The sequence below is a fragment of the Pararhizobium sp. DWP1-1-3 genome, from assembly GCF_049896125.1.
Taxonomy (GTDB): domain Bacteria; phylum Pseudomonadota; class Alphaproteobacteria; order Rhizobiales; family Rhizobiaceae; genus Pararhizobium.
On sequence record NZ_JAFCTR010000012.1, the window covers coordinates 51,477 to 77,173 of the forward strand.

Below are 25,697 nucleotides of genomic sequence, written 5' to 3' on the forward strand. Positions count from 1 at the left end.
TGAAATGGAGGATCAGGCAATGCGAACAACACAAGCCCTCAGCATAACCCTTCCCATCGAAATGGCCGAAATGGTCAAGGCGAAAGTATCGTCGGGCGAATATGCCAGCGAAAGCGAAGTGATCCGGGATGGATTGCGCACGCTTGCCGCGCGCGACGCGGCCATCGAGAAATGGCTGATCGAGGAGGTCGTGCCGACCATCGACGCTCATGATGCCGACCCGAGCCGCGCGCTTTCCGTTGAAGAGGTCCGAAAGCGGCTTCATGATCATATGGATGCACGTCAGGAACAAAAACAACCTGGCCGCCCATGAGCCACGCCATTATCTTCGACGTGGCGGCAGAGGCCGATCTCAGCGACTTATATGACTATCTGCTGCCGCGCGCCGGACCGCGTGACGCCAGAGTGTATATTAACGAGATCGTTGATTACTGCGTGTCTTTCGCCACCTTTCCCGAACGAGGCAGCCGTTCGGATAGAAGGACGGGTTTGCGCTTAGTGGGCTTCCGCCGCCGGGCAACCATAGCCTTCCGCATCAAGGGTGATGTTGTCACCATCATGCGCATATTCCATCGCGGCAGGAATGTTACATTCTCTCAAGAGGACTGAGCATTCTTCGAAACGGTTGATCAAGCCTTCTTCACCCAGCGCCCGTCCTGATTCTGCTGCCAATAGGTCAGCGCATGGCCCTCGCCCTTGAGCACCTTCCAGTGCGCCCGCGCGCCTTCCAGCTGGCCCTGGTCATAGCCGTCGAACATGAACACCACCCGCTCGTAGGCGCCGACCGGCGGCGGCACGGCGCCGTCGATGATGAAGCGGACGGTGGCGTTGTTGCCGTTATCTTCGCCAGCGGTCAAGAGAATCGGCTGATCGCTCGAAAACTCCGTCGCGTCGGTGCCATGCGGCAGAAAACTGTCGTCGCGATAGGTCCAGAGGTGATTGTCGAGCATGTCGCGGCGCTCGTCGGCCACCGTCTGCACGACGACGCGCCAGCCACGCTCGACACAGCGGTCGAGCAGCGGCGGCAGCGCGTCTTCGAGCTTGGATTCCGTCAGGTGGTAGAACAGGATTTCGGTCACGTCGCCGTCAGCTCTCGTAATTGGAGCGAACGAGTTCATCGAGCAACCGCACGCCAAAACCGGAGGCCCAGGACTGGTTGATCTCGTCGGTCGGCGAGCCCATCGCCGTACCGGCAATATCCAGATGCGCCCAGGGCGTGTCCTTGACGAAGCGCTTGAGGAACTGGGCGGCGGTGATCGAGCCGGCATAGCGCCCGCCGGTGTTCTTCATGTCGGCAAACTTGCTGTCGATCATCTTGTCATATTCCTTGCCGAGCGGCAGGCGCCAAAGCCTTTCCTGCGTCGTCAGCCCCGCCGCCGTCAGCTGGCCGGCCAGCGTGTCGTCATTGGTGAACAGGCCCGCATGATGGCTGCCGAGCGCCACCATGACAGCGCCGGTCAAGGTGGCAAGGTTGATCATGAATTGCGGCTTGAAGCGGTCGTTGCAATACCACAGCGCGTCACAGAGCACGAGCCGGCCTTCCGCATCGGTGTTGATGATCTCGATGGTCTGGCCGGACATCGAGGTGACGATGTCGCCCGGACGCTGGGCGTTGCCATCCGGCATGTTTTCCACAAGGCCGATGATCCCGACGACATTCGCTTTGGCCTTGCGCGTTGCCAGAACATGCATCAGGCCGGTGACGGCGGCCGCACCGCCCATGTCGCCCTTCATCTCCTCCATGCCGGCGCCCGGCTTGATCGAGATGCCGCCGCTGTCGAACACCACGCCCTTGCCGACGAAGGCGACCGGCCGGTCCTTCGGCTTGCCGCCCTTCCATTGCATGATCGCCAGCCGTGGCGGCCGCACCGAGCCCTGTGCCACGCCAAGCAGCGCGCCCATGCCGAGCTTCTTCATGTCCCGTTCGGTGAGGATTTCGACCTCGACGCCGAGCTTTTCCAGCTCCTTCGCCTTGGCTGCGAATTCGACGGGCCCGAGAATATTGGCCGGTTCGTTGACGAGATCGCGGGCGATGAACACACCTTCGGCGATCGCCTGCGAATGGGTGGCCGCCTTCTTGGCGGCGATCGCCGCGCCGGTGACGATCGTCACTTTTATCGGCTTCGGCAGTCCTTTCTGGTCGTCATCATCCTTCTTCGTCGTCTTGTAGGTGTCGAAGCTGTAGGCGTTCATTTCCATGCCCAGGGCAAAATCGGCGGCAGCCTTGCCGGACACTTCGACGCCGGGCGCATCGAGGAAAATCGCCACCTTTTCGGCACCACGGACTTTCGATGCCGCAGCACCGCCGGCCTTCAGCCAGTCATGCGCCGTCAGGCCAGCGCCGTCGCCGATACCGAGCACCAGAATACGATCGACGGGGGCGCCCTGCGGCGCGACGATGTCGAGGGCGCGCAGAGATTTCGCCTTGAATTTGGCGATGCGTGCGGCCTTGGCAATGATTTCATCCGGATCGGCTTCCGCAGCCCCTGCCGCCTCTTTTCCGTCAAGAGTCTTGAGCAGGATCGCCAGGCCGCCCGACAGGCGCGCTGACTTGCTGAAACCGATTTCGAATTTCAATGACATGAAGAACTCCAGAATTGCCCTGGCCCGACGCCAGTCTGTTACATGGGGGTTACAGTGGCAAACATTCGCCATCAACCGCAAGCCCGGAAACAGGTTCATGCACCGTTGTTGGTTTCGATGACCTTGGCAAGGCGCCACCTTATGTTTACATGCTGTTAACCATCATTCTTTGCCGAGCCTTAGCCCTGCTCCTTTACAATTTCGTTATCGTGGAAAACATGCAAACCCGTTCATTCAGCGCAATAGGGACATTCGGCTCGGCCATGTCCGGGCCGGCGGTAGCGAACCGGACAAACGGCAGGAAGATGGGCCAGGACCCCGTATGAAGTTGATCGAACGCTATATCCTGAAGCGGGCAACGGGCATGTTCTTTGCCACGCTTTTGCCGCTGATGGCGATCGTCTGGACGACGCAGGCCCTGACCAGCGTCAATCTGGTCACCGATAGCGGCCAGTCGACGCTGGCCTTCATGCGCCTTGCGACACTCATCCTGCCCTCGATCATTCCGCTCATCCTGCCGTTTGCGCTGGTGATCGGCGTGGCGCAGACGCTGACGGCGATGAATGCCGATTCGGAGCTGACAGTTCTGAACGCGGCCGGCAGTTCGCGCATGATGATCATCCGGCCGATCATCTATCTCGGCCTTGCACTCAGCGCGGTATCGTTCACCGTCGACAACTTCGTCGAGCCCTATTCGCGCATGGCCGTGCGCAAGATGATCGCCACCGCCCACGCGGATCTCTTGTCGTCGGTCGTCCAGGAAAACACATTCCGCAAGATTACCGATGGTCTCTATGTCCAGGTCGCCTCGCGGCGCAACGGAGGCGTGCTTCACGGCATCTTCGTCGCCGATTCGCGCGATCCCGCCTATGAGCTCGTCTATTACGCCCGCGAAGGCGCCGTCGACGACAGCGGCTCGGCGCTGGTGATGAAAGACGGCGAGGTGCACCGCAAACTGCCGGATGGCAATGTCTCGATCATCAAATTCGACAGCTACGCCTTCGACCTGACCGACATGACCAAGATGACCGGCCAGGTGACGATCAGAGCCAAGGACCGTGACCTGCCGTTCCTGATCAATCCGGATCCGAAGGATCCGGTCTACGAGAAAAATCCGGAAGCCTTCACCGCAGAACTGCATCGCCGCTTGACGGAATGGACCTTTCCCCTGCTGTTTGCCCTGATCGCACTGGTCTTCAGCAGCGATGCCCGGTCGCACCGGGAGGCCCGCGTGCATCCGATGATCACGGCGCTTTTGACATGCCTGTTCATTCGCTGGACCACATTCTATGCGGCCAACAGCGCCGAGGAATCGCGGTTCTTCATCCCGATCATGTATTTGATCCCGCTTGGCACCGGCTATCTGGCGATACGCCAGCTGGTGGGCAACAGGCGGCTTGAAATTCCGCTCACGCTGGAGCAGAAGGTCAACGAGATTCTGGTTCGCCTGCGCCTGACCAAGGCCAACCCGGCATCTGACGGGAACCAGGTGAAATGATCTCCACGACGCTCGGGCGTTATTTTTTCAAGCGTTACGCGATCACCACATTCTGGTTCCTCGCCGGCATCTTCGCGTTGATCTTCATCATCGACTTCAGCGAACTGTCGAACCGCATGTCGCAACTGCCGCGCTATTCGGTCACCGGGGCGCTGTTGATGACGACGTTCCGCATTCCGATGATCCTGCAGCAGACGGTGCCCTTCGTCGCCCTGTTTGCCGGCATGGCGTCGCTGATCTCGCTCAATCGGCGCTATGAACTGGTGGTGACGCGTGCGGCCGGGATCTCCGCCTGGCAGTTTCTGCAGCCCTTCGTGATCGGCGCGTTCCTGTTCGGTATTGCCACGGTTATTGCGCTCAATCCGATCGCATCCTGGGGGACGAAACAGGCCGAGGCGCTTGAGGCCGAATGGGGCAGCTCGTCCTCGGCCGTATCGGCGATCTCCATCCCCTGGCTGCGTCAGATCTACGGAAAAGACGATACGATCATCGGCGCGCGGTCCGTTCAGGACGAAGGCAAGACGCTGGTCAATGTGACAGTGATCCATTTCGATCCGCTCGGCACGATCGTTTTAAGACAGGACGCTGCGTCGGCAAAACTGGAAGATGGTTACTGGCTTCTTAACGGGGTGATGGAAACCCGCAACGGCGAACTGCCGCGCCGCCTCGCAACGGTACAATTGCCGACTCACCTAAAGCCGGAATTTGTCCAGGAAACGTTAACGAAGGCTGATTCTATTCAATTTTTCGACTTGAGACGCAAAATTGCAGTCGCCAAGTCTTTTGGCTTCCCGACCAATGCGATGGAAACCCAATTCCACTCCATGCTGGCGCTTCCGCTGCTTCTGGTCGCCATGACTCTGATCGCCGCAAGCGTCTCGTTAAAATTTAGCCGGTTTAACCAATCGAGACCGGTAATTCTCGGTGGAATCCTGTCGGGCTTCGTGCTTTATGTCGTCACCGTGCTTGTCAAAGCATTCGGGAGCAGCGGCATAGTGCCTCCGTTCGTTGCAGCCTGGTTGCCAGTTGTTGTAGCGATGGCGCTGGGCTCGACGATTCTATTGCATGAGGAGGATGGCTAGTGGCGGCAGGCAACCGCAAACATATCAGGCTGCTGGCGGCCATTCTGCTTTCCGGTGTTGCGCTCCAGGCGCCGACGCCGATCGCACCCGCATGGGCACAAGAAACCAAGATCGATTCGTTCAATCCGAAAATGCCCGATGACGCCAAGATGCTTCTGTCGGCCAATGAACTTGTCTACAACAAGGACGCTGAGCGCGTGATCGTGCGCGGCGCAGTCCAGATCAATTACGGCGGCTACCAGATGGTCGCCCAGCAGGTCGAATACAGTCAGAAGACCGGGCGAATCATCGCGACCGGCGAAATCGAGCTGATCGAACCGGGCGGCAACAGGGTCTATGCCGACCAGATGGACGTGACCGATGATTTCGGCAACGGCTTCATCGAGCGTCTGCGGGTCGAAACCACCGACCTGACCAAGCTTGCCGCCGTCACCGGCGAGCGGCGCAATGGCGAGGAGATGATCCTCAACAACGCCGTCTATACGGCCTGCACGCCGTGCGCGACCGATCCCGATCACAAGTCGCTCTGGCACGTCAAGGCGCAACGCATCGTCCAGAACGGCAAGACCCATACGATTCGCATGGAGAATGCCAAGTTCGAGCTGTTCGGCAGGCCGATCCTGTATCTGCCGGTGCTTGAGGTTCCGGACCAGACGATTAAGCGCAAGAGCGGCTTCCTGTTCCCGAAATTCGGCTATACGCAGAAGCTCGGCGCCGGCGTTAGCGTTCCCTACTACTGGGCGATTTCGCCCTATATGGATGCGACGGTGACCGGCACCGGCCTCACCCGCCAGGGCTTCCTGCTGCAGGGCGAATTCCGCCAGCGCTTCGAAAACGGCGAACATATTCTCAGCATGGCCGGCATCAGCCAGCTCAACCGCAGCAGTTTCACCGGCAACACCGTCGATGCCCAGGAAACCAATCGCGGGATGATCGGTTCCAAGGCCAAGTTCGAGATCAACCCGCGCTGGACCTTCGGCTGGGATGTTCTCGTTCAGAGCGACAACAACTTCGCCAAGACCTACGAGCTTTCGACCTTCGACGGCACGACCTTTACGAACCAGGTCTACCTGTCGGGTCTCGGCAAGCGCAATTCCTTCGACGCGCGTGCCTTCTATTTCGACATCCAGGATGCGGATCCCAACAGCCTTGCCGAAAACAAGCAGGCCGTCGCCCAGGTTCTCGACTATTCCTATACCCACCCGGAACCGGTGTTCGGCGGCGAATTGACGGCCGATATCAACCTGACCAACGTCAATCGTAACCGCGAGGACGAATTTGAGATACCGGGTATCGTCGATCGCTTTCGCGGCCTTGAGGGCACCTATCACCGCCTGACTGCCGACCTCGAATGGAAGCGCAACTTCATCGTTCCAGGCGGCCTGTCGCTGACGCCGATCCTGGCCGCCCGCGGCGATCTGATCGGATCATCGATGGCCGATCCCGGCACCGGCTATACCGGTGATTTCAACAATGACGACGCGGCAACGCGCCGGATGCTGACGGCCGGTATCGACGCGCGCTATCCGATCCTGTTGACGACGGACTACAGCAGCCACATCATCGAGCCGATCGCCCAGATCTTCGCCCGGCCCAATGAGGAATATGCCGGCGGCCTGCCGAACGAGGATGCGCAAAGCTTCGTGTTCGACGCGACATCGCTGTTCGACCGCGACAAGTTCTCCGGCTATGACCGCATCGAAGGCGGAACCCGCGCCAACCTTGGCGTCCGCTATACCGGCGCCCTTGGTAACGGCTATGCCCTGCGCGCCATTGCCGGACAGTCGTTCCATCTTGGCGGCGTGAACTCGTTTGCGACCGACGATCTGGTCAAGGCCGGTGCCAATTCCGGCCTCGAGACCGACCGGTCCGACTATGTGGCGATGGTTGGCATCGATGCTCCATCGGGTCTCACGGCAAGCTTCAGCAGCCGTTTCGATGAGCGCGATCTCGACTTGCGCCGCGCCGATGCGACGCTCGGTTATCAGGGCATCCTGTGGCAGACGGCGGTGACCTACACCAGCATCCAGGCACAACCGCTCTACGGCTCGATCAAGGACCAGGACGAGATCCAGACCGCAGCCGCCTACAAATTCGCCGATTACTGGTCGGTGTTCGGCTCGGTCACCTACGATCTGAACAGCAATGTCGTCACCCGCAATGGCATCGGCATTACCTATGACGACCGGGATACGATCTTCTCGCTGGTCTACAAGGAAGAGCGCGACAGCGATCAATCCGTCGCCAACGACTGGTCGATCGGCGCGCGTATCAGCTTCCGTACGCTCGGCGACATCGATGTCGGCGACACGAAGTTCGACGGCTTGAACTGAGGCGCGCCGCCCTGACGGCGCCCTCGTCTCTCCTGCGGCAGCCGTTTTTTAAACGCGCTGTGGCGGGGAATCGACGGCCGAGGCGCTATTTTGCGGCGTTCGGCAGGTCTTGTCATTGTTCGGCCGCATGTATTATGCATCTGTTGCGCAGAAATGCGCAGGATGCTGGCGCTTGGCATGAAGACCATAGCCCCGGACACGCGATGTCCGGCGGAAGATGAAAAGGACTAAAGAATGGGCGGGAAGCTTTCGATCACGCGCACGGTTTCGGCAATGATCCTTGCCTGCGGCCTGGCACTTTCCTCCGCGCCGGCCACCTACGCCGCGAGCAAGGTGGTTGCCGTCGTCAACGGTTCGCCGATCACGTCCGGCGACATCGCCAAGCGTGCTGCCTTCATGCGCCTGCAAAGGCAAAGCGGTGGCCCAGGCGCGGCCCGCCAGCAAATGATCGATGAAGCGCTCAAGCGCGAGGAAGTCCTGCGCGTCGGCGCTTCCGTCAGCACCACCGAAGTCGAAGGTGCCGTCGGACGTTTCGCGGCCGGCAACAAGCTTTCCGTTCAACAGCTGTCGCAGGTCCTCGACCAGGCAGGCGTCGGCATCGATCACTTCAGAAATTATGTCGCCGTCGCCATGAGCTGGCCGCGGGTCGTCAACGCCCGTTTCGGCGGCGGTGGCGGTGGACGCCTGTCGAACGAGGATCTCGTCCGGCGCATGCAGGAAGCCGGCGGCACCAAGCCGGTGACCACGGAATATTTCCTGCAGCAGGTGATCTTCGTCGTGCCCGCCTCCAAACGCAACGCCATCATTGGCAAGCGCCAGGCCGAAGCCAATGCGTCGCGGCCGAAATATCCGGGCTGCGAACAGGCAAAGGTGTTTGCCGCCACGATGCGCGACGTATCGATCCGCAATCTGGGCCGGATGATGGCGCAGGAGCTTCCAGCCGACTGGAAGCCGCTGATCGAAAAGGCGGGCGACAGCGGCACGACCGCAACGCGCGTCACCGAACGCGGCGTCGAATATCTTGCCATCTGCAAGAAGCGCGAAGTTTCCGACGATCTGGCCGCCGAAATCGTTTTCCGTGCCGAGGATCTCGGCAAGAAGACCGACGGCGAAGAACCCAACAGCAAGCGTTACATCGAGGAACTGCGCAAGCGTGCGCAGATCATCGAAAAGTAACGTAGCAGCATGAGCCAGATGCGCGACAGGCCGCTCGCCCTGACCATGGGCGATCCCGCAGGGATTGGCCTCGACATCAGTCTTGACGCCTGGATCAACAGGCAGGTCTTGCGGACACCGCCGTTCATTCTGATCGGCGATCCCGCAGCCCTGCAGCAGCGCGCCCGGGCTCTCGGCCATGAGATCGCGATCCGCGAGACCAATTGCGCGGAGGCTTCCACCATCTTTGAGAGTGCGCTGCCGGTTTTGCCGGTGGCGTGCGCCGCCCCGGTCACTGCGGGAATCCCGGCTTCTGCCAATGCGGGTGCGATCACCGGAGCCATCGAAACCGCCGTGCGGCTGACCATGGAAGACGCGACCTCTGCCATCGTCACCAATCCGATCGCCAAGTCGGTGCTCTACGGCGCCGGCTTCAAATTTCCCGGCCACACCGAATTTCTCGCCGATCTTGGCGCGCGCCTGACCGGCGATGAACTGCTGCCGGTGATGATGCTCGCCGGGCCGAAGCTGATGGCCGTGCCCGTCACCATCCATATCCCGCTGAAGGATGTGCCTGAACAGCTGACCGCCGACCTGATCTACCGGACCTGCGTCATCACCGTGCGTGACCTCAAGGACCGCTTCGGCCTTGCCTCTCCGCGTGTCGCCGTTGCCGGTCTCAATCCGCATGCCGGCGAAAATGGGGCTCTGGGCCTGGAAGACGATGCGATCATCCGCCCCGTCATCGACCGGTTGAAGGCCGAAGGCATCGAAATTACCGGTCCCCTGCCCGCCGACACCATGTTCCACGACCGCGCCCGCGCCACCTATGACGTGGCGATCTGCATGTATCACGATCAGGCGTTGATCCCCGCCAAGGCGCTCGGTTTCGACGATAGCGTCAACGTCACGCTTGGCCTGCCGTTCATCCGCACATCGCCGGACCACGGCACGGCGTTCAGCCTTGCCGGCAAGGGCATCGCCCGCGCCGACAGCCTGCTGGCAGCCCTGCGGATGGCCCAGCAATTGGCCGGCAACGCCGCGCGAGGGCAAAACTGATGGCGGCGATCGACGGCCTGCCGCCGCTGCGCGATGTGATAACGCGCCACGGGCTCGACGCGAAAAAAGCGCTCGGCCAGAATTTTCTGCTCGATCTCAACCTGACCCAGAAGATCGCCCGCACGGCCGGTCCGCTGGAGGGGATGACCGTCATCGAAGTCGGCCCCGGTCCCGGCGGCCTCACCCGCGCCATCCTGTCGCTGGGCGCCAAGAAGGTGATTGCGATCGAGCGCGACGCCCGCTGCCTGCCGGCCCTTGCCGAAATCGCCGATTTCTACCCCGGCCGCCTCGAGGTGATCGAGGGCGATGCACTGAAGATAACGTTCGAGGACCTTGTCACCGAAGGCCCCGTCAAGATCATCGCCAACCTGCCCTACAATGTCGGCACCCAGCTTTTGGTCAATTGGCTGCTACCAAAGGCATGGCCGCCGTTCTACCAGTCGATGACGCTGATGTTCCAGCGCGAGGTGGGTTTGCGCATCGTTGCCGATGCCGATGACGACCATTACGGCCGTCTCGGCGTGCTCTGCGGCTGGCGCACCAATGCCCGCATGGCCTTCGACGTATCGCCTCAGGCCTTCTCGCCACCGCCGAAGGTCACATCGTCCGTGGTTCATCTGGAGCCGATCGAAAATCCGATCCCCTGCTCGTCCGAAGACCTTGAAAAAGTGACGATGGCCGCCTTCGGCCAACGCCGCAAGATGCTGCGCCAAAGCGTCAAGTCGATCGGCGGCGAAGCCTTGCTGGCCAAGGCGGAGATCGACCCCAAGCGCCGCGCCGAAACGTTGTCGGTGGAAGAATTCTGTAGGCTGGCGAATTGTCTTTGATGGCAGCTCCGGTCTCTCTCTTCTCCCCAGCGGGGAGAAGAGAGAGGATACTGCGCGTTCCCCTCAAATGAGGGCTCGGCCATCAGCTTGATCAAGCGATCTTCGGCGTTTCCGTCAAAAGCCCGTTGACGAATTCGAACAGGCCGGGGCGGCGGTCGCGGCGCAGGCGTTCGGCTTCGACGATGGCCTGGACGGACGCAAACGCGCTGTCGAGGTCCTCGTTGACGACGATATAGTCGTATTCCAGCCAGTGCTCGATCTCGGAGCGCGAATTGGCCAGCCGCGTGGCGATGACCTCTTCGGTATCCTCGGCGCGGCGGTGCAGGCGCGACTGCAGTTCGGCCATGGTCGGCGGCAGGATGAAGATCGACACCACGTCGCCGCCCATCTTTTCCTGCAGCTGCTGGGCGCCCTGCCAGTCGATATCGAACAGCATGTCCTGCCCTTCCGACATGGCGGCCTCGACGGCGTCGCGCGGCGTGCCATAGAAATTGCCGTGCACCTCGGCCCATTCCAACAGCGCGTCGGTCTGGCGAAGCCCCTCGAATTCGCGGATCGACTTGAAGAAATAATGCCGTCCATCGATCTCGCTCGGACGCCGCTTGCGCGTCGTCACGCTGACCGAAATGCTCATGTGCGGGTCGGATTCGAGCAGGTTGCGCGCAATCGTCGATTTGCCGGCGCCCGAAGGCGACGAGATCACCAGCATGAGGCCGCGGCGCTGAATGGCTTTGACAGAGGTTTGGCTCGCGGGGCTCATGGTCACTCCAGATTTTGGACCTGTTCACGGAACTGGTCGATAACGACCTTCAGTTCGATACCGGCGGCGGTCACGGCAGCGGTATTCGACTTGGAACAGATGGTATTTGATTCGCGGTTAAATTCCTGGGAAAGGAAATCGAGTTTGCGGCCGACGGGCCCACCTTTTTTCAAAAGGTCGCGGGCAGCCGTCACATGGGTGCGCAGGCGGTCGATCTCCTCGCGGATATCGGCCTTGGCCGCCAGCATCGCCACCTCGGCATACAGGCGATCCGGATCGACCTTCGAGCCGCCGTCCATCACCAAGGCGATCTGGCTGGCAAGGCGGGCGGTGATCGCGGCAACGCTGCGCGACGGATCGGCATCGATCTCGCCGGTCAGCATCTCGATCCTGTCGATCTGCTCCAGAAGCACGCGGTAGAGCGCCACGCCCTCCCCTTCGCGCATCGATGTCATATCGGCAAGTGCCTGCCGCAGCCCGGAGAGGATATCGCCGTCGCGCGCAACGCGCTCGCCTTCCTGTTCCTCCGGCTCGCGGAAATCGACGATGCCGCGAATGGACAGCAGCGTGTCGAGACGCAGCGGTGACGGATCGATGACATCGCGCAACTGCTCGCGCAGCGACAGGACGGCGGAAAGGGCACCCTGGTTGATCACCGGCTCGACACCGGCTTCGCTGGCGCTGACACTGAGATTGACCTGCATGTTGCCTCGGGAAAAGCACTCGCCCGCCAGCTTGCGGACTTCGGTCTCCAGATGCTCGGTGCCCGCCGGCAGGCGCAGGCGCAGATCCAGCCCCTTGCCGTTGACCGAGCGCAGTTCCCACGCCCAGCGGTAGCGTCCGCAAGTGCCTTCGCGGCGGGCAAATCCCGTCATGGATTGCAGCGGCATCGTCTTGTCCTCCGGCCCCGCCAGTGTCCGCGCGCAAAACAGGCGAAGAGGATGCGGAACGTTGAATTGATCATGAATGTGTACGGCCCCGGTACGGTCAACCGCAAGGGTCAAGCGTACCGGAGCCGTGTCATCCACAAGCCTGATGGGATCGACTTATTCCGCTGCCGGTGCCGTCTCGGCCGCTTTCGCGGCAGCGGCCTTTTCAGCCTCGATCTTGCGCCAGCGGCGGACATTGTTGTTGTGCTCGTCGAGCGTGGCGGCAAACACATGCCCACCGGTGCCGTCTGCGACGAAATAGAGATCCGACGTACGCGACGGGTTGGAAACCGCTTCAAGCGCTGCCCGGCCCGGATTGGCGATCGGCGTCGGCGGCAGGCCCTTGATCAGGTAGGTGTTGTAGGGCGTGTCCTTCTCCAGGTCCGACTTCAGGATCGGCCGGTCGGCCGGTTTGCCGTCGCCGCCGAAGATGCCGTAGATGATCGTCGGATCGGACTGCAAGCGCATGCCCTTTTCCAGCCGATTGATGAAGACGGACGCGACGCGCGACCGTTCGTCGGCAATGCCGGTTTCCTTTTCGACGATCGAGGCCAGGGTGACGAATTCGTCGCGGCTGGCGATCGGCAGGTCTGGATCGCGCCGGTCCCAGATCTGATCGACCAGCTGTTTTTGCGCCGCCGCCATCTGCGCGACGATTTCCGCACGCTTGGTGCCGCGCGAGAATTTGTAGGTATCCGGACGAAGCGTGCCCTCTGCCGGGATCTGCGCCGGCAGGTCGCCTTCCAGAACCGGATCGCTGCTCAACCTGGCAAACATCTGCTTGACCGTCAGGCCTTCCGGCAGCGACACCGAGTAGAGGATGGACTTGCCCGATTTCAGCAGCTGCATGATCTCCTGCATCGAGGAGCCGGCCTTGATCTCGTATTCGCCGGCCTTCAGCGTATCATTGTCCTCGAGATAGGCTTCCGACATGAAACGGAAGACGCGGCCGTCGGAGACGATATTGTTGCGCTCGAGGCTGCTGGCGATCTCCTGGATGCCGGCGCCGTTGCGCACGATGAAATTGGTATTGGCGGTCAGCGGACCTTTGTCCTCATAGGCGGACATCGCATAATACACCGTCCCGGCCGCAGCGATGGTCAGGCAGACGATCACCGTCATCAGGAAGTTCAGAAAGATAACGACCTGGCTTTTTGCCTTGCGCGACCGCCTGGGCGGCTGCGGCACTTTTTCCGGACGAAGAGCTTCGCTCGCCGATTTCGGGATGATCGGGCCGTTGGTGCCCGCCTCGTTGCGGCCGAAAGGCGCTGCGTTGTTTTCGTTTGCGTCGTTCACTGGTGTCCTGGGTCTGGAATTCGCGTCATGCACGTCTCCATCCCTGATGCGAACTCCAGAAGAGAAACAGGAATGAGAATCACCTTGTCACGATTATAGCGACGTTAAGCGCCTGGCCTTGTGTCAGCATGGCCAGAAAGCCACGGACTGACGATATCGGCTCAATCGCAATCGTCCATATGCCATGTTTGAACCGAGCAATGCGGCAAAAGCACGATAGCGGGAGAATTATCGTGTTTGCGGGGCAACGCCGGCCCCTGCCGGCGTTGATGAACGGGCCGCCATCCGGCAGGCCTGTCGCGTCCGGATCAGGCGTAGCGGCGCAGAACCAGCGAGGCGTTGGTGCCGCCGAAGCCGAACGAGTTGGACACCGCGACATTGATCTCGCGCTTGCGCGCCACATGCGGCACCAGGTCGATCTCGGTTTCGACCGAGGGGTTATCCAGGTTGAGCGTCGGCGGCGCGACATTGTCGCGGATCGCCAGCGCGCAGAAAATCGCCTCGACGGCACCGGCAGCACCGAGCAGGTGACCGATCGCCGACTTGGTCGAAGACATCGAGATCTTGCCCGCATGTGCGCCCATGACGCGCTCGACCGCACCGAGCTCGATCGTGTCGGCCATGGTCGAGGTTCCATGGGCGTTGACATAATCGACCTCGGATGCCGGCAGCCCGGCGCGCTTCAGGGCCATCTGCATGCAGCGATACGCACCGTCGCCATCTTCGGCCGGAGCGGTGATGTGGTAGGCGTCGCCGGACAAGCCGTAACCGACCACTTCGGCATAGATCTTGGCGCCACGCGCCTTGGCATGTTCGAGCTCTTCCAGCACGACGATACCGGCGCCCTCGCCCATGACGAAACCGTCGCGATCCTTGTCGTAGGGGCGCGATGCCTTGGTCGGGTCGTCGTTATGCTGCGTCGACAACGCCTTGCAGGCGGCAAAGCCGGCCAGCGCGATGCGCGAAATCGGCGATTCCGTACCGCCGGCGACCATCACGTCGGCATCGCCCATGATGATGAAGCGCGCCGCATCGCCGATGGCGTGGGCGCCTGTCGAACAGGCGGTGACGACGGAATGATTGGGGCCGCGCAGCTTGTGGCGGATCGACACCTGGCCGGAGGCAAGGTTGATCAGGCGGCCTGGAATGAAGAAGGGAGACACCCGGCGCGGACCGCGGTCGCGCAGCGTGATGCCGCCTTCGACGATGCCTTCGAGACCGCCGATGCCCGAGCCGATCATCACGCCGGTGGCGATCTGGTCTTCGTCGGTCTTCGGATGCCAGCCGGCATCGGCAAGCGCCATGTCAGCGGCGGCCATCGCATAGATGATGAAACTGTCGACCTTGCGCTGCTCCTTCAGTTCCATCCAGTTGTCGGGATTGAAGGTGCCATTGCTGCCATCGCCGAACGGCAGGCGGCAGGCGATCTTTGCAGGCAGGTCTTCGACTTCGAATTCGGTGACTTTGCGGGCGGCATTGTCGCCGGCGATGAGCCGCGACCAGGATATCTCAGTTCCGCAGCCCAAGGGAGATACCATGCCGGTACCGGTGATAACGACACGTCTCATGCCCGTGATCCATCCTGCCTGTTCGTTCCAGAACCGGACCGGACCCTTGCGCAAAAAACCGGATCCGTACATCCTTTTCCGTGATGCTTTACTGCGTGATCTCAGGGACGGAAGCCATCAGGCTTTCCTTGACCACGCCTTTCGCTCCCGTAATGGGGAGCCGGTCCCTTGCAGGGACGAAGGGCGGGCCGCGAGGCGGCCCGCCGCAACACGGCCTGATATCAGGCCTGTGCCTTTTCGATGAACTTGACGGCGTCGCCGACCGTCAGGATCGAATCCGCTGCATCGTCGGGAATTTCGACGCCGAACTCTTCTTCGAATGCCATGACCAATTCGACGGTGTCGAGCGAGTCAGCGCCCAGATCGTCGATAAAGCTTGCGCCTTCCGAAACCTTTTCGGCATCGACGCCAAGATGATCAATAACAATTTTCTTTACGCGTTCTGCTACGTCGCTCATGTCGGATTCCTCGACCTTTGTTTTTCTCAACGATGCCGTTCTGACATCGGTACCCTATTAACGCCTGGTAGATCAAGACGATCCGCCCGGCAATTCGTTCAATCGGAAGCGGGCAAACCACGCCGGCCGAAGCCATCGTATACCGCATATCTTCCGATCGACTGCGCACAGCCATGGCCCGCTTAACACGGTTTAAGTCTGCCGCAAAGTCCGAAAATCGCCGGGAATGGCTTGGTCAACATGCAATTCCCGGTATTTCGCCCCCACGTCTGCCATTGATGCGAAAACGCGGCGGCACAGGCCTTTGACGGCCCGTACCAGGGATCAGATCATCGCCATGCCACCGTTGACGTGGAGGGTCTGGCCGGTGACGTAACCGGCCTCATTCGAAGCCAGATAAGCGACGGCAGACGCCACTTCGCCGCCTGTGCCCATCCGCTTCATCGGGATGGCGCCCATGATGGCGTCCTTCTGCTTGTCGTTCAGCTTGCCGGTCATCGCACTTTCGATGAAGCCGGGCGCGACGCAGTTGACCGTGACGTTGCGGGTGGCGATTTCCTGGGCGAGCGACTTGGAAAAGCCGATCATGCCGGCCTTGGCGGCACAGTAATTGGCCTGGCCCGGATTGCCGGTGACGCCGACGATCGAGGTGATGTTGATGATGCGGCCATGGCGGCGGCGCATCATCGGATGGGTCAGCTCGCGGGTCAGCCGGAAGACCGAGGTCAGGTTGACTTCGATGACGGCATCCCAGTCCGCGTCGCTCATGCGCACGAACAGGCCGTCCTTGGTGATGCCGGCATTGTTGACGAGGATATCGACACCACCGAGTTCACTTTCCGCCTTTTCGCCGAGCGCCTTGACGGCATCGCGGTCGGCCAGGTTTGCCGGGAACAGGTGAACGCGCTCGCCAAGCGAATTGGCCAGCTCTTCCAGCTTTTCGACGCGGGTGCCGTGCAGGCCGACGATAGCGCCCTGCGCGTGCAGGATGCGGGCAATCTCTTCGCCGATGCCGCCGGATGCGCCGGTAACGAGGGCCTTGCGGCCAGACAGATCGAACATGGTTGTTTTCCTCTTTTGGAGCGAATAGCGGATAGGCCGGGGCGAGTAGCGAGTAGCGAGTAGGGAAACAGGAAGAGCAATCGTAGCTTCAGCTTTTCTATTCCCTATTCGCTATTCCCTATTCACTCCCCCCAATTCAGCCGAGCAAAGTCTGAATCGCCGCGTCGATGTCGGCGGGAGAATTGACGGCAATGCCGGTAACTGTCTTGTCGATGCGGCGCGCAAGACCGGTCAGCACCTTGCCGGAGCCGATCTCGTACAGCGTCGTCACATCATGGGCTGCAAACCACTCGACGGTTTCGCGCCAGCGGACCTGGCCGGTGACCTGCTCGACCAGCAGCGTGGCGATCTCGCCGGCATCGGTCACCGGGGCCGCGCGCACATTGGCGATCAGCGGCACGGCCGGATCGTGCTTGGCAACAGTTGCCAGCGCCTCGCGCATGGCATCGGCTGCAGGCGCCATCAGCGTCGAATGGAAGGGAGCGGAGACCGGCAAAAGGATGGCGCGCTTGGCGCCCTTTTCCGTGGCCAAAGCCGCGGCCTTCTCGACCGCCGCCTTCTCGCCCGAAATCACCAGCTGGCCGCCGCCATTGTCATTGGCGATCTGGCAGGAACCGATCTCGCCGACGCCATCGCAGATAGCCTGCACATCGCTGTGCTCGAGCCCGATGATCGCCGCCATCGCGCCTTTACCAACAGGAACTGCCGCCTGCATGGCATTGCCGCGAATGCGCAACAGCCGGGCCGTGTCTGCCAGAGAAAACATGCCGGCGGCACAGAGCGCGGAATATTCGCCGAGCGAATGGCCGGCGACATAGGAAACCTTCGACTTCAGGTCGAGCCCCTTGGCTTCCAGGACCCTGAGAGCCGCGATCGACACCGCCATCAGCGCCGGCTGGGCGTTGGCCGTCAGCGTCAGCGTTTCTTCCGGGCCGTTCCACATGATGTCGGAGAGCTTTTCGCCGAGCGCGTCATCGACTTCGGCAAAGACGCTTGCTGCCTCAGGAAAGGCATCGGCCAGATCCTTGCCCATGCCGAGCGCCTGGCTGCCCTGTCCTGGAAATGTGAATGCAATTGCCATGAGGTTTTTCCTCGTCATGCGCGGTCGAGCCGCGCCGTTTCATTCCAACTCGTTGCCGGCAAACATATGGCAGGCAGAGGCTTTTTCCTCTCCATTCACATTCCTGGCGCGCGAGTCAAGCTTTTGAGGCTCAAAGGCCGCTCCTGTGCACGGCAACCGCTTTTCTCTTGCGCCGCAGCAAACAGCCTCTACATTTGCCGCCGAACAAGTTTTGAGGCACGTTGAGCACCATGAAATACAACACACTCGGCCGCACCGGCATCAAAGTTTCGCAAATCTGCCTGGGCACAATGACCTGGGGCACGCAGAACAGCGAGGCGGAGGCGCATGAGCAGATGGATTATGCCGTCAGCCAGGGCGTCAACTTCTTCGACACCGCCGAACTCTACCCCGTCACCCCGGCCGGTCCCGAAACCATGGGCCTGACCGAGGACTATATCGGCACCTGGCTGAAAAAAAGCGGCAAGCGCAACGAGATCGTCGTCGCCACCAAGGTCGCCGGCCCCGGCCGCCCCTATATTCGCAATGGCACGCCGGCCAGCCCGAAAACCATGCGCGAGGCGCTGGAGACCAGCCTGAAGCGCCTGCAGACCGATCATGTCGATCTCTACCAGATGCACTGGCCGAACCGCGGCCACTATCATTTCCGCCAGTCCTGGACCTACGATCCCTCGCATCAGGACACATCAGCGACGCTCGAAGACCTCGCCGCCGTCGTCGAAACGCTCGGTGCCTTCGTCAAGGAAGGCAAGGTCCGCGCCGTCGGCCTGTCCAACGACACCGCCTGGGGCACGATGAAGATGCTGGCGCTTGCCGAAAAACTTGGGGCCCCCCGCATCGCATCGCTGCAGAACGAATACAATTTCCTCTACCGCGCCTTCGACCTCGACCTTGCCGAAGTCAGCCACCACGAGAATGTCGGCCTGCTGGCCTATTCGCCTTTGGCCGCCGGTCTGCTCTCCGGCAAATACCTGAACGGCGCCAATCCCGAAGGCTCGCGCCTGTCGATCAACGGCGACCTTGGCGGCCGCTACACCGAGTACCAGGAGCCCGCAGTCCAGGCCTACGCAGACCTTGCCCGCGAACACGGTCTCGACCTCGCCCAGATGCAGCTCGCCTTCAGCCTCACCCGCCCCTTCATGACCGCAGTGATCATCGGCGCCACCAGCATGGAACAGCTGAAGACCAATATCGGCGCGAAGGACGTGGTGCTGCCGGCCGACGTGCTGAAGGGCATTGCCAAGCTGCACAAGATCTATCCGGCACCGATCTGAGGGATGTTTGAAGCACATGACCGCTTGCTCTATGAGCGGTCATGTCCAGCGTTTTAAGCTGATCGCCACTCGGGCAGCAAGGACTGAGCGTCAACCGCATCGTCCGCAAAACGGCCATTTTCAAACCTCCATCCATCGCCCTGGCAAGCATGATCTTCGTCAACTGTCAGCGCACAATGTTGCAACGCCAAGCCTCAAACAAGCTCGAAACATTGCCGTGTCAGCCAATGAAGGCCAGTGCTGCGGCAAAGGACGTAATGCTGCCACCAGGGGATGTCAGCTTGGCGTGAATGTCCCTGACGCCTCCGCCTTCAGCCAGCCGATAAATTGCTGCACCGTCTTGCGCGCATTCGTTTGCGGATGTGTGACGGCATAATACGCAAAATCGGTTGGCCAAGGGGTGTCGAGCGCCAGGGCCAGACGGCCAAGAGCGATTTCCTCCGTGGCATAGAGGTCGCGCACAAGGGCTATGCCCTGACCGGCGATGGCCGCACGCACAAGCAGGAAATCGTCGTCGAAAGATGGCCCACGCTCGGCCTGCCCGTCGCCGGTCACGCCGGCTGCCTGAAACCACATCCGCCAATCCGCTCGCGCACTGTCCTGAAGCAGCGGATAGGCAAGGCAATCTGCGGGATTGTTGATCGCTGGGCCGTTCCGCAACAGCGCAGGCGCTGCGACAGGCAGGAGAGCCGGGGTCATCAACCGTTCCGAAACGAGGCCGGGATAGCGGCCAAGGCCGTGGCGGATGGCAATATCGACGCGGTCCCTTTGCAGATCGGCAAGTTGCGACGTCGCCTCCACCCGGATTTCAATTTCCGGATGACGGGCCGTAAACCGTCCGAGGCGAGGCACCAGCCAGGATGCCGCAAAAGACGGCTCCGTGCTGACGGTCAGCGCCGGCCGGGCATTGACCGCCTCCAGGACATCGAGACTGCGCGCGATCTGGTCAAAAGCCAGAACGAGTGCCGGGTGAACCTTCTCGCCGGCTGGCGTCAAACGCACACCATAGCGCGTGCGCGTGAACAGCATCACGCCAAGGCGATCCTCCAATTGCTTGATCTGCTGGCTGATGGCCCCGGCGGTGACGCCCATCGCATCCGCCGCTTTCTTCAGGCTGCCATGCCGCCCCGTTTCAGCAAATGCGCGCAGCGCAAGAAGAGGAAGAACAGGATTCAAAGATTAGCCTACCTAAACTCTAAGAGCAGATTGAATCGTTTTTTATCGGTATCTATTCAACGTATTAACAGACCATAGGCCGCTACGCAAATTTAGCCAAGCACACATCAGGAAGAGACGGAGACCGCATGCCAGACTTAGTGACGGAGCCACAAAACAGCAACGCCGATCAGGCCGGGTTTTGCATCTCCCAGCAGGGCAACCTGAATGATTGATCTTTACACCGACTCCTCCCCGAACGGCTTCAAGGCAACAATTGCGCTCGAAGAATTGGCACTGCCCTATCGCCTGCATCATATCGACATCGACCAGGGCGAGCACCGGCAGCCGGCCTTTGTGGCGCTCAATCCGCACGGCCGCATCCCCGTAATCGTCGATCACGAGACGGGCGTCACCCTGTTCGAATCCGCCGCCATCCTGCTCTATCTCGCAGAAAAAAGCGGGCAGCTTCTTCCACAGGGAACCGTCGCACGATGGGAAGCGATCAAGTGGCTTCAGTTCCACGCATCGAGCCTCGGACCGCTTTTGGGTCAGCGGGTGTACTTCGAAATGTTTGCCGCAACGAAAATACCCGATGCCATCGAGCGCTACCGCCGCCTGACCGAAGATGCGTTCGCGGTGCTCGACGGCCGCCTTGCGGACAATGAATGGCTGGCGGGCGACAATTATTCCGTCGCGGATATCGCCCATTTCGGCTGGACGCACATCGCCACGATCTGCGGATTTGGCTTTGCCCATCACCAGCATCTTGCCCGCTGGCACGATCAGGTTGCGCTTCGCCCTGCCGTCCAGCGCGGCATTTCCCTTCCGGCTCCAGCGACCGGTCCCTGAGCAGATTTCACAGAGGAATAGCGACCACCATGAACATTATGGATGACACGGCGCCGGCGGGCACCCTGCTTGGAGGGGCTTCCTTTGACGCCTTCGCAGCGCATCCGGGCTATCGCCGCATGTTTGCACCCAACCATCTGACGATAGGCATCTTCCTGCCGCTGCGCTTCTGGCAGGGGGACATGCGGGTACTGGAAGGCCAGGCCGAACACGTTGCCGATATCGATCGCCGCGGCTTTGCGGCCGTCTGGGTCCGCGACGTTCCGCTCTACGATCCAAACTTCGGCGATGCGGGACAGGTCTTCGACCCCTTCACCTATCTCGCCTACCTGGCGGCGAAGACCGAACGTATTGCACTGGCAACCGGGAGCGCGATCTTCAGTTTGCGTCATCCCATCGACCTTGCGAAAATGTCGGCGACGATCGACCATCTGTCCGGCGGAAGACTGGTGATGGGGATCGCATCGGGCGACCGGCCCGTCGAATTCCCGGCCTATGGTATTGATTTCGATGCACGCAGCGCCCGTTTTGCAGAAGCGGTCGCCTGGTTTCGCCAGCTTGTCGCCGACGGCCAGCCCTCCATTCGCGGAACGTTGGGCACACTTCATGGGGCAACCTTGATGCCCAAAGCGGCTGCGGGACGCATTCCGCTGATCGTGACGGGATCAAGCCGGCAGTCACCGGAATGGGTGGCTGAACACGCGGATGGCTGGCTGACATATCCGCAGGCGACGCATACCGCCGATGGCCCCAGACGGCTTGCCGAAAACATTCGTGCATGGCGCAACCGCATCCCCGATGGCGGATTCAGACCGCACATGACCAACGAATGGCTCGATCTTGTCGACGACACCGATTTCCCGCCCACCCCGCAACACGGCGGCTTCGTGCTCAAGACCGGCAGAAAAGGCTTGATCGCGCTTCTCCATGCGTGGCGGGAAGCAGGCGTCAATCATGCGGCCCTCGGCATCCAGTTTTCGGAGCGCCCGGTCAAGGAAGTTATCCGGGAACTGGCCGAAGAGGTCCTGCCACACTTTCCGTCGTTCGAGGGGCATCAACGGTTACCGGCAACATGGTGATGACCGTCGAAAGCCTACCTTGTCTACGGGGATAAAGGACCATTAGAGCGGACTTATCTCCCCCTCGGAAGGGAGGGCACGGCAAACCGCCCTCCGATGACGTTCATCCCCGCCGCTCGATATCGGGCAAGGTCCAGCTCTTGTCGAAGAAATGTTCCGTCGGACCATACCAGCGGAAATAGGCGAACCATCCCCGGCCGGGGATGGTCTTGACCCAGTTGCCGCCGCCCCTGGGAGACTTGGGGCCGAAATGAATATCCGCGGAGCCGTCCGCATTGAGCTTCAGCTTGTCCTGGCTGGAGACGCCCGCCTTCATCGTGTCGGTCTTCACCATGGACCGGGTCAGGACGTCGTAGACCGTCACCGCCCAGAATTCCTTGGCCGGCACATTGGCGGGAACATGCAAGGTGTAGTTCTTGTCTCCTTGCAGCCATGCGCCATCCTTGTCCCTTGCAGCGCTCATATACTGGGAGCCCGCCCCGACGATCTGCTTCACCATGCCTTCAGCGACGGTTATGGCTTCAAAAGTGTAGTCGGTCCGCTCGTCGAGCTGGCTGTAGTTTGCCGTCTCCTGGGTCGGGTCGAGGGTCAGGACCCACTCCCAGTGCGTGCCGGGATAGGACGATGCGTTGTCCAGACGCGGCGCCATGCTGATCGTCTGCGCCATCAGAAAGCCGACCTGGGCTGCATCCGTCAGGATCTTCTTCTGCCGGGCGTCAGGCTTGAACGGCTTGCCTTTTTCGATGCCGAGCGGCTTCAGCATGGCGTGAAAAAACCGGTCCCGCTCTTCCACTGTCTCTCGGTCGAGAACATCGGCAAGAAGCTGCCAATATTCGAAACCTCTGGGAGCGACGGAATTCAGCGGACGGTCGCCGGCACGAACGACGCGCGTTTCGGGTGGACTTCCAGCCTTTGAAAGCGGATAAGCCTTGATGCCCGTCAACGTGTTGACCGCCGACTTGATATCGCCATCCTTGACGAAGGCCCGGCCGATGAAAATCACATGGTTCGTCTTCGACTGCGCAGTCAGATACCCGTCTGGAACGGTGCCGGTATAGCCCGGAGGCAGAAGCAGGAATTTTCCGCCTTTGCCCTTGTCGGGGCCAAACGGTCCGACTTCGACGACGGGCCGCTGCCAGAAGTCGTCGATAACCCCATAGACACCCAACGGAGAGTCGATAACGACCGGGCCATCGCGTTGCAGATCGGCAAACACCGCTGCATAGATCGTGGTGTTGTTGCCGGTCAGGGCGATGACGGCCGGCGTGGTGTAGCCATCGACAAGGCCGACTTCGTTGTAGTCGACGCCCCAGTCACGCTTGTTGGCCCGCCTGATGGCTTCCAAGGCCACGATCGGCGTTGCCCAGATATAGGCCTGCGAGGCGCGCTGGAAATCCATCTCGTCATAGATCTTCTTGACGGAGCTGGCGCTGGGATAGCCGCCCTGAAGCTCGATCCGTCCGATATGGGTTTCAACGCGCCCGCTCAGAACGTCCTTGGCTGACACTGGTGTCGTGGTGGCAAGCGCCGCCAAAACGGCTGCGGAAAGAAATCTTCTCTGCATATGCCTTCTCCCTAACATTGCGTCTCAGGCTATTTTTTGACCCGTTCGATGTCGGGCAGGACCCATGCCTTGTCGAACAAGGCCTTGGTCGGTGCGTAGAACCGGAACATCACCTCGAAATCGCGCTTCGGATCGGTCGGTATCCAGTTCACGTCCTTGCCGTGCGGGGCTTTCGGCCCGAGGAAAAGATCGACCGAACCATCAGGATTTTTCATCAGGTCCGCGATCTGCGACGAGCGGCTGGCGCGCTTCATGTTGCGGATCAGCGCGTGGGTCTGACGGTCATAGGCAGTCAGCGACCAGTATTGTTCGACCGGCACGCTGGCCGGTACCTTGAGCCGGTAGGTCTTTGCTCCGTCGAAGTCCCTGCCGTCCTTGTCCTTGATCGAGATCAGGTAGAACTGGCCGGTTCCCATACGCTTCAGCCCGACGAAAGCATAACTGTACGCGACGGCACGCAGATCGACGGGGTAGGCGTCCGGTTCGTTGTAGGACGCCTGCGCACTCTTCACCAGCTCGGGATTTCCGGCATAGTTCCACCTGCTGGCTTCGTAAAAGGGAAGCAGGCCCGTGTCATATGCCGTTTCCAGCCATTCACGGCCCTCGCGGATTCCAGCCTCAAGGTGCTTGGCGGCCGCAGCTGTCGGCTTGAACGGTTTGCCCTTTTCAATACCCAGAGACTTGAGCTGGTTGATCATGACCCGGTCGCGGGACAACCACGGCTCGGTCTGAACGATCCTGTTCAACGATTCGAAGAAGCTGGCATCGTAGCGGATGGTGGAATCGAAAATCACGTCCTTGGCATCGGTGAAAACAGTCTCCTGAGGACTAGCCGCCTGTGAAAGCGGGTAAACCTTCAGCCGTTTCGCATACGCGACCGATTTGGCGATGTCGGCTTCGCTATGGCTTGACAGATTCGACCTCAGCAGAGCGTATCCCCCGAACGTATCCGATCTGAGCGGGATATAGCCTTCAGGAACGGCGTCGGTGTAGCCGGGAGGAAGGACGAGATATTTGCCGCCTTTCCCCTGGTCGGCGCCCGACGGCCCGGCATCTTCAAGCGCCATCTGCCAGACAGTGACGATGTTGCCGTTGATCGAGCCACCGTCCGCAGGCGGCACTTCAATGACGATGGGCCCGGCCTCCTTCGTGTTGGTGAAGGCCATCAGATAGATCGCATCCGGATTGGGCGTCAGCGTCTGATTGTGCCAATCGAGAGGGCGCGACCAATAGACGATCTGGTTGACCTTGCCCTTCGTCTTGGCAAGCATTTCCTGCAGCATCAGATCGTAGTTGACGGCAGGGATACCCCAGATCGCGGCTTCGACAGCACGCCGCTCGATAGTGCGGCCAGCCAGTTCCTGAGGCGTGAAAGCCGAAGCGGCCGTCGAAATCATCGCCGTGGCGATCGCGGTGGCGAGGAACATTCGTCTCATGGCAGGTACTCCTGTGGGTGCCGATCCACCGGAGCACTTTGCCACCAAACGGGGAAGTACGTTACGGTTACAATGGCTGAAACAGGCGGCGCAGCCGGGTCCGGAGCATCATCTTGCGCCAGAATCATCCCCGCAAATCCCCGCCCTCAAAACCCGTGCCATACTTCTTCCCGTCCCACCACGGATACACCGGAAAGCGTTGCCGGCGAGATGGGGCCGGTGCCCGGATGGTTTGGCGAAACGCGCGCAAAATCCCCGGGGCTGCGTGAAAGGCGGTTCTCCTCCGGTTCGCGAAAGCGGACCGGGCGTGCCGGGTGGTCACACCGTCCTTGGACGGTCCAGGGCTAAACCCCGCCTCATTGAAAAGCCCAGCGGATAAGCGGCCGGGCTGGGGCATTGGAGGCTTTCCTGTCAGAGAGGAAAGCGCAGAAGAACCTGAGAAGCGCGGCAAAAGACACTGAACGGGGCGCCGGAAGGCGTCATATAAACTTACTATCCTGCGGCACTTTCCAGCGCCCCGGCCAAGTGACTGAAAGCAAGCAAAACCCACGACGGATTTTCCGGGCGTGGCCATAGGCCGTTGAAGCTGCCGCGAACTCCCTCTCCTCCCCGCCGGGGAGAAGAGGGAAATTCACCTCCCCCTTGA

23 protein-coding genes are annotated in these 25,697 nt (G+C 61.0%); 11 read left to right on the forward strand and 12 right to left on the reverse strand.

Annotated features, from left to right (window positions below; genetic code table 11):
• Window positions 1-19: 19 nt before the first annotated feature.
• Window positions 20-313 carry a ribbon-helix-helix domain-containing protein gene (locus tag ACP7BS_RS21505; RefSeq protein WP_426231839.1) on the forward strand — a complete coding sequence of 98 codons (294 nt, stop codon included), beginning with the start codon at window positions 20-22 and terminating at the stop codon, window positions 311-313.
• Window positions 310-609, forward strand: coding sequence for a type II toxin-antitoxin system RelE/ParE family toxin (locus ACP7BS_RS21510; protein WP_426231840.1), 300 nt, complete (start codon window positions 310-312; stop codon window positions 607-609). The genes ACP7BS_RS21505 and ACP7BS_RS21510 overlap by 4 nt, the downstream gene beginning before the upstream one ends.
• A 20-nt stretch (window positions 610-629) precedes the next feature.
• Here the strand turns inward: ACP7BS_RS21510 and ACP7BS_RS21515 are convergent, their stop codons facing one another.
• Together ACP7BS_RS21515 and ACP7BS_RS21520 are read right to left on the reverse strand one after the other, a co-directional pair.
• Window positions 630-1,079: a DNA polymerase III subunit chi gene (locus ACP7BS_RS21515; RefSeq protein WP_426239846.1), complete on the reverse strand. Its 450-nt coding sequence runs from the start codon at window positions 1,077-1,079 to the stop codon at window positions 630-632.
• Window positions 1,080-1,086: 7 nt separating this feature from the next.
• Entirely contained in the window at window positions 1,087-2,583 is a 1,497-nt protein-coding gene (locus ACP7BS_RS21520) for a leucyl aminopeptidase (protein ID WP_426239760.1), read from the reverse strand.
• 322 nt (window positions 2,584-2,905) lie between these two features.
• On the opposite strand from ACP7BS_RS21520, the gene lptF reads away from it, so the two are divergent.
• From lptF to rsmA, 6 genes are all read left to right on the forward strand, one after another.
• Window positions 2,906-4,081, forward strand: a complete 1,176-nt coding sequence (gene lptF, locus ACP7BS_RS21525; RefSeq protein WP_426239761.1) for an LPS export ABC transporter permease LptF — start codon at window positions 2,906-2,908, stop codon at window positions 4,079-4,081.
• Window positions 4,078-5,163 (forward strand): LPS export ABC transporter permease LptG, encoded by a 1,086-nt coding sequence (lptG, locus tag ACP7BS_RS21530; protein ID WP_426231843.1) that lies wholly within the window; start codon window positions 4,078-4,080, stop codon window positions 5,161-5,163. Before lptF ends, lptG begins: the two co-directional genes overlap by 4 nt.
• Window positions 5,163-7,496: an LPS-assembly protein LptD gene (locus tag ACP7BS_RS21535; protein WP_426239762.1), complete on the forward strand. Its 2,334-nt coding sequence runs from the start codon at window positions 5,163-5,165 to the stop codon at window positions 7,494-7,496. Before lptG ends, ACP7BS_RS21535 begins: the two co-directional genes overlap by 1 nt.
• Window positions 7,497-7,730: 234 nt before the next feature.
• Window positions 7,731-8,672 (forward strand): peptidylprolyl isomerase, encoded by a 942-nt coding sequence (locus ACP7BS_RS21540; protein ID WP_426239763.1) that lies wholly within the window; start codon window positions 7,731-7,733, stop codon window positions 8,670-8,672.
• Window positions 8,673-8,681: 9 nt separating this feature from the next.
• Window positions 8,682-9,710 carry a 4-hydroxythreonine-4-phosphate dehydrogenase PdxA gene (gene pdxA, locus ACP7BS_RS21545; RefSeq protein ID WP_426239764.1) on the forward strand — a complete coding sequence of 343 codons (1,029 nt, stop codon included), beginning with the start codon at window positions 8,682-8,684 and terminating at the stop codon, window positions 9,708-9,710.
• Entirely contained in the window at window positions 9,710-10,537 is an 828-nt protein-coding gene (gene rsmA / locus ACP7BS_RS21550) for a 16S rRNA (adenine(1518)-N(6)/adenine(1519)-N(6))-dimethyltransferase RsmA (protein ID WP_426239765.1), read from the forward strand. Before pdxA ends, rsmA begins: the two co-directional genes overlap by 1 nt.
• A 91-nt stretch (window positions 10,538-10,628) precedes the next feature.
• Here the strand turns inward: rsmA and gmk are convergent, their stop codons facing one another.
• The 7 genes from gmk to fabD all read right to left on the reverse strand — a co-directional run bounded on the left by gmk (window position 10,629) and on the right by fabD (window position 17,691).
• Window positions 10,629-11,297, reverse strand: coding sequence for a guanylate kinase (gmk, locus tag ACP7BS_RS21555; protein WP_426231848.1), 669 nt, complete (start codon window positions 11,295-11,297; stop codon window positions 10,629-10,631).
• Between the two features lie 2 nt (window positions 11,298-11,299).
• Window positions 11,300-12,187: a YicC/YloC family endoribonuclease gene (locus ACP7BS_RS21560; protein ID WP_426239766.1), complete on the reverse strand. Its 888-nt coding sequence runs from the start codon at window positions 12,185-12,187 to the stop codon at window positions 11,300-11,302.
• 156 nt (window positions 12,188-12,343) lie between these two features.
• The gene (gene mltG / locus ACP7BS_RS21565) at window positions 12,344-13,522 is read right to left on the reverse strand and encodes an endolytic transglycosylase MltG (RefSeq protein ID WP_426239767.1); all 1,179 of its coding nucleotides are present in this window, start codon (window positions 13,520-13,522) and stop codon (window positions 12,344-12,346) included.
• Window positions 13,523-13,830: 308 nt separating this feature from the next.
• A complete protein-coding gene (gene fabF, locus ACP7BS_RS21570) occupies window positions 13,831-15,090 on the reverse strand; it encodes a beta-ketoacyl-ACP synthase II (RefSeq protein WP_426239768.1) in 1,260 nt (419 codons plus the stop codon).
• A gap of 221 nt (window positions 15,091-15,311) precedes the next feature.
• Complete coding sequence (locus ACP7BS_RS21575; protein WP_018327362.1) at window positions 15,312-15,548, reverse strand: acyl carrier protein; 237 nt, start codon at window positions 15,546-15,548, stop codon at window positions 15,312-15,314.
• A gap of 324 nt (window positions 15,549-15,872) precedes the next feature.
• Complete coding sequence (gene fabG / locus ACP7BS_RS21580; RefSeq protein ID WP_426239769.1) at window positions 15,873-16,610, reverse strand: 3-oxoacyl-[acyl-carrier-protein] reductase; 738 nt, start codon at window positions 16,608-16,610, stop codon at window positions 15,873-15,875.
• A gap of 136 nt (window positions 16,611-16,746) precedes the next feature.
• Window positions 16,747-17,691: an ACP S-malonyltransferase gene (fabD, locus tag ACP7BS_RS21585; RefSeq protein ID WP_426239770.1), complete on the reverse strand. Its 945-nt coding sequence runs from the start codon at window positions 17,689-17,691 to the stop codon at window positions 16,747-16,749.
• A gap of 230 nt (window positions 17,692-17,921) precedes the next feature.
• On the opposite strand from fabD, the gene ACP7BS_RS21590 reads away from it, so the two are divergent.
• Complete coding sequence (locus ACP7BS_RS21590) at window positions 17,922-18,965, forward strand: aldo/keto reductase (protein ID WP_426239848.1); 1,044 nt, start codon at window positions 17,922-17,924, stop codon at window positions 18,963-18,965.
• 276 nt (window positions 18,966-19,241) lie between these two features.
• Here the strand turns inward: ACP7BS_RS21590 and gcvA are convergent, their stop codons facing one another.
• The gene (gene gcvA / locus ACP7BS_RS21595; protein ID WP_426239771.1) at window positions 19,242-20,141 is read right to left on the reverse strand and encodes a transcriptional regulator GcvA; all 900 of its coding nucleotides are present in this window, start codon (window positions 20,139-20,141) and stop codon (window positions 19,242-19,244) included.
• Window positions 20,142-20,348: 207 nt separating this feature from the next.
• Between gcvA and ACP7BS_RS21600 the strand changes: the two genes are divergently transcribed.
• Window positions 20,349-20,972, forward strand: coding sequence for a glutathione S-transferase family protein (locus tag ACP7BS_RS21600; protein WP_426239772.1), 624 nt, complete (start codon window positions 20,349-20,351; stop codon window positions 20,970-20,972).
• Between the two features lie 29 nt (window positions 20,973-21,001).
• Window positions 21,002-22,051 carry an LLM class oxidoreductase gene (locus ACP7BS_RS21605; protein WP_426239773.1) on the forward strand — a complete coding sequence of 350 codons (1,050 nt, stop codon included), beginning with the start codon at window positions 21,002-21,004 and terminating at the stop codon, window positions 22,049-22,051.
• 103 nt (window positions 22,052-22,154) lie between these two features.
• Here the strand turns inward: ACP7BS_RS21605 and ACP7BS_RS21610 are convergent, their stop codons facing one another.
• Together ACP7BS_RS21610 and ACP7BS_RS21615 are read right to left on the reverse strand one after the other, a co-directional pair.
• Window positions 22,155-23,615, reverse strand: coding sequence for a DUF1254 domain-containing protein (locus ACP7BS_RS21610; RefSeq protein WP_426239774.1), 1,461 nt, complete (start codon window positions 23,613-23,615; stop codon window positions 22,155-22,157).
• A gap of 29 nt (window positions 23,616-23,644) precedes the next feature.
• Entirely contained in the window at window positions 23,645-25,051 is a 1,407-nt protein-coding gene (locus ACP7BS_RS21615) for a DUF1254 domain-containing protein (protein ID WP_426239775.1), read from the reverse strand.
• Between the last annotated feature and the right edge of the window lie 646 nt (window positions 25,052-25,697).

Excerpts from the sequence above, each read along its gene's own strand:
- ACP7BS_RS21505 (WP_426231839.1), top strand. The coding sequence starts at position 20 with ATGCGAACAACACAAGCCCTCAGCATAACCCTTCCCATCGAAATGGCC.
- ACP7BS_RS21510 (WP_426231840.1), top strand. The coding sequence starts at position 310 with ATGAGCCACGCCATTATCTTCGACGTGGCGGCAGAGGCCGATCTCAGC.
- ACP7BS_RS21520 (WP_426239760.1), bottom strand. The coding sequence starts at position 2,583 with ATGTCATTGAAATTCGAAATCGGTTTCAGCAAGTCAGCGCGCCTGTCG.
- lptF (WP_426239761.1), top strand. The coding sequence starts at position 2,906 with ATGAAGTTGATCGAACGCTATATCCTGAAGCGGGCAACGGGCATGTTC.
- lptG (WP_426231843.1), top strand. The coding sequence starts at position 4,078 with ATGATCTCCACGACGCTCGGGCGTTATTTTTTCAAGCGTTACGCGATC.
- ACP7BS_RS21540 (WP_426239763.1), top strand. The coding sequence starts at position 7,731 with ATGGGCGGGAAGCTTTCGATCACGCGCACGGTTTCGGCAATGATCCTT.
- pdxA (WP_426239764.1), top strand. The coding sequence starts at position 8,682 with ATGAGCCAGATGCGCGACAGGCCGCTCGCCCTGACCATGGGCGATCCC.
- rsmA (WP_426239765.1), top strand. The coding sequence starts at position 9,710 with ATGGCGGCGATCGACGGCCTGCCGCCGCTGCGCGATGTGATAACGCGC.
- gmk (WP_426231848.1), bottom strand. The coding sequence starts at position 11,297 with ATGAGCCCCGCGAGCCAAACCTCTGTCAAAGCCATTCAGCGCCGCGGC.
- ACP7BS_RS21560 (WP_426239766.1), bottom strand. The coding sequence starts at position 12,187 with ATGCCGCTGCAATCCATGACGGGATTTGCCCGCCGCGAAGGCACTTGC.
- fabF (WP_426239768.1), bottom strand. The coding sequence starts at position 15,090 with ATGAGACGTGTCGTTATCACCGGTACCGGCATGGTATCTCCCTTGGGC.
- ACP7BS_RS21575 (WP_018327362.1), bottom strand. The coding sequence starts at position 15,548 with ATGAGCGACGTAGCAGAACGCGTAAAGAAAATTGTTATTGATCATCTT.
- fabG (WP_426239769.1), bottom strand. The coding sequence starts at position 16,610 with ATGTTCGATCTGTCTGGCCGCAAGGCCCTCGTTACCGGCGCATCCGGC.
- fabD (WP_426239770.1), bottom strand. The coding sequence starts at position 17,691 with ATGGCAATTGCATTCACATTTCCAGGACAGGGCAGCCAGGCGCTCGGC.
- ACP7BS_RS21590 (WP_426239848.1), top strand. The coding sequence starts at position 17,922 with ATGAAATACAACACACTCGGCCGCACCGGCATCAAAGTTTCGCAAATC.
- ACP7BS_RS21600 (WP_426239772.1), top strand. The coding sequence starts at position 20,349 with ATGATTGATCTTTACACCGACTCCTCCCCGAACGGCTTCAAGGCAACA.
- ACP7BS_RS21605 (WP_426239773.1), top strand. The coding sequence starts at position 21,002 with ATGAACATTATGGATGACACGGCGCCGGCGGGCACCCTGCTTGGAGGG.
- ACP7BS_RS21610 (WP_426239774.1), bottom strand. The coding sequence starts at position 23,615 with ATGCAGAGAAGATTTCTTTCCGCAGCCGTTTTGGCGGCGCTTGCCACC.
- ACP7BS_RS21615 (WP_426239775.1), bottom strand. The coding sequence starts at position 25,051 with ATGAGACGAATGTTCCTCGCCACCGCGATCGCCACGGCGATGATTTCG.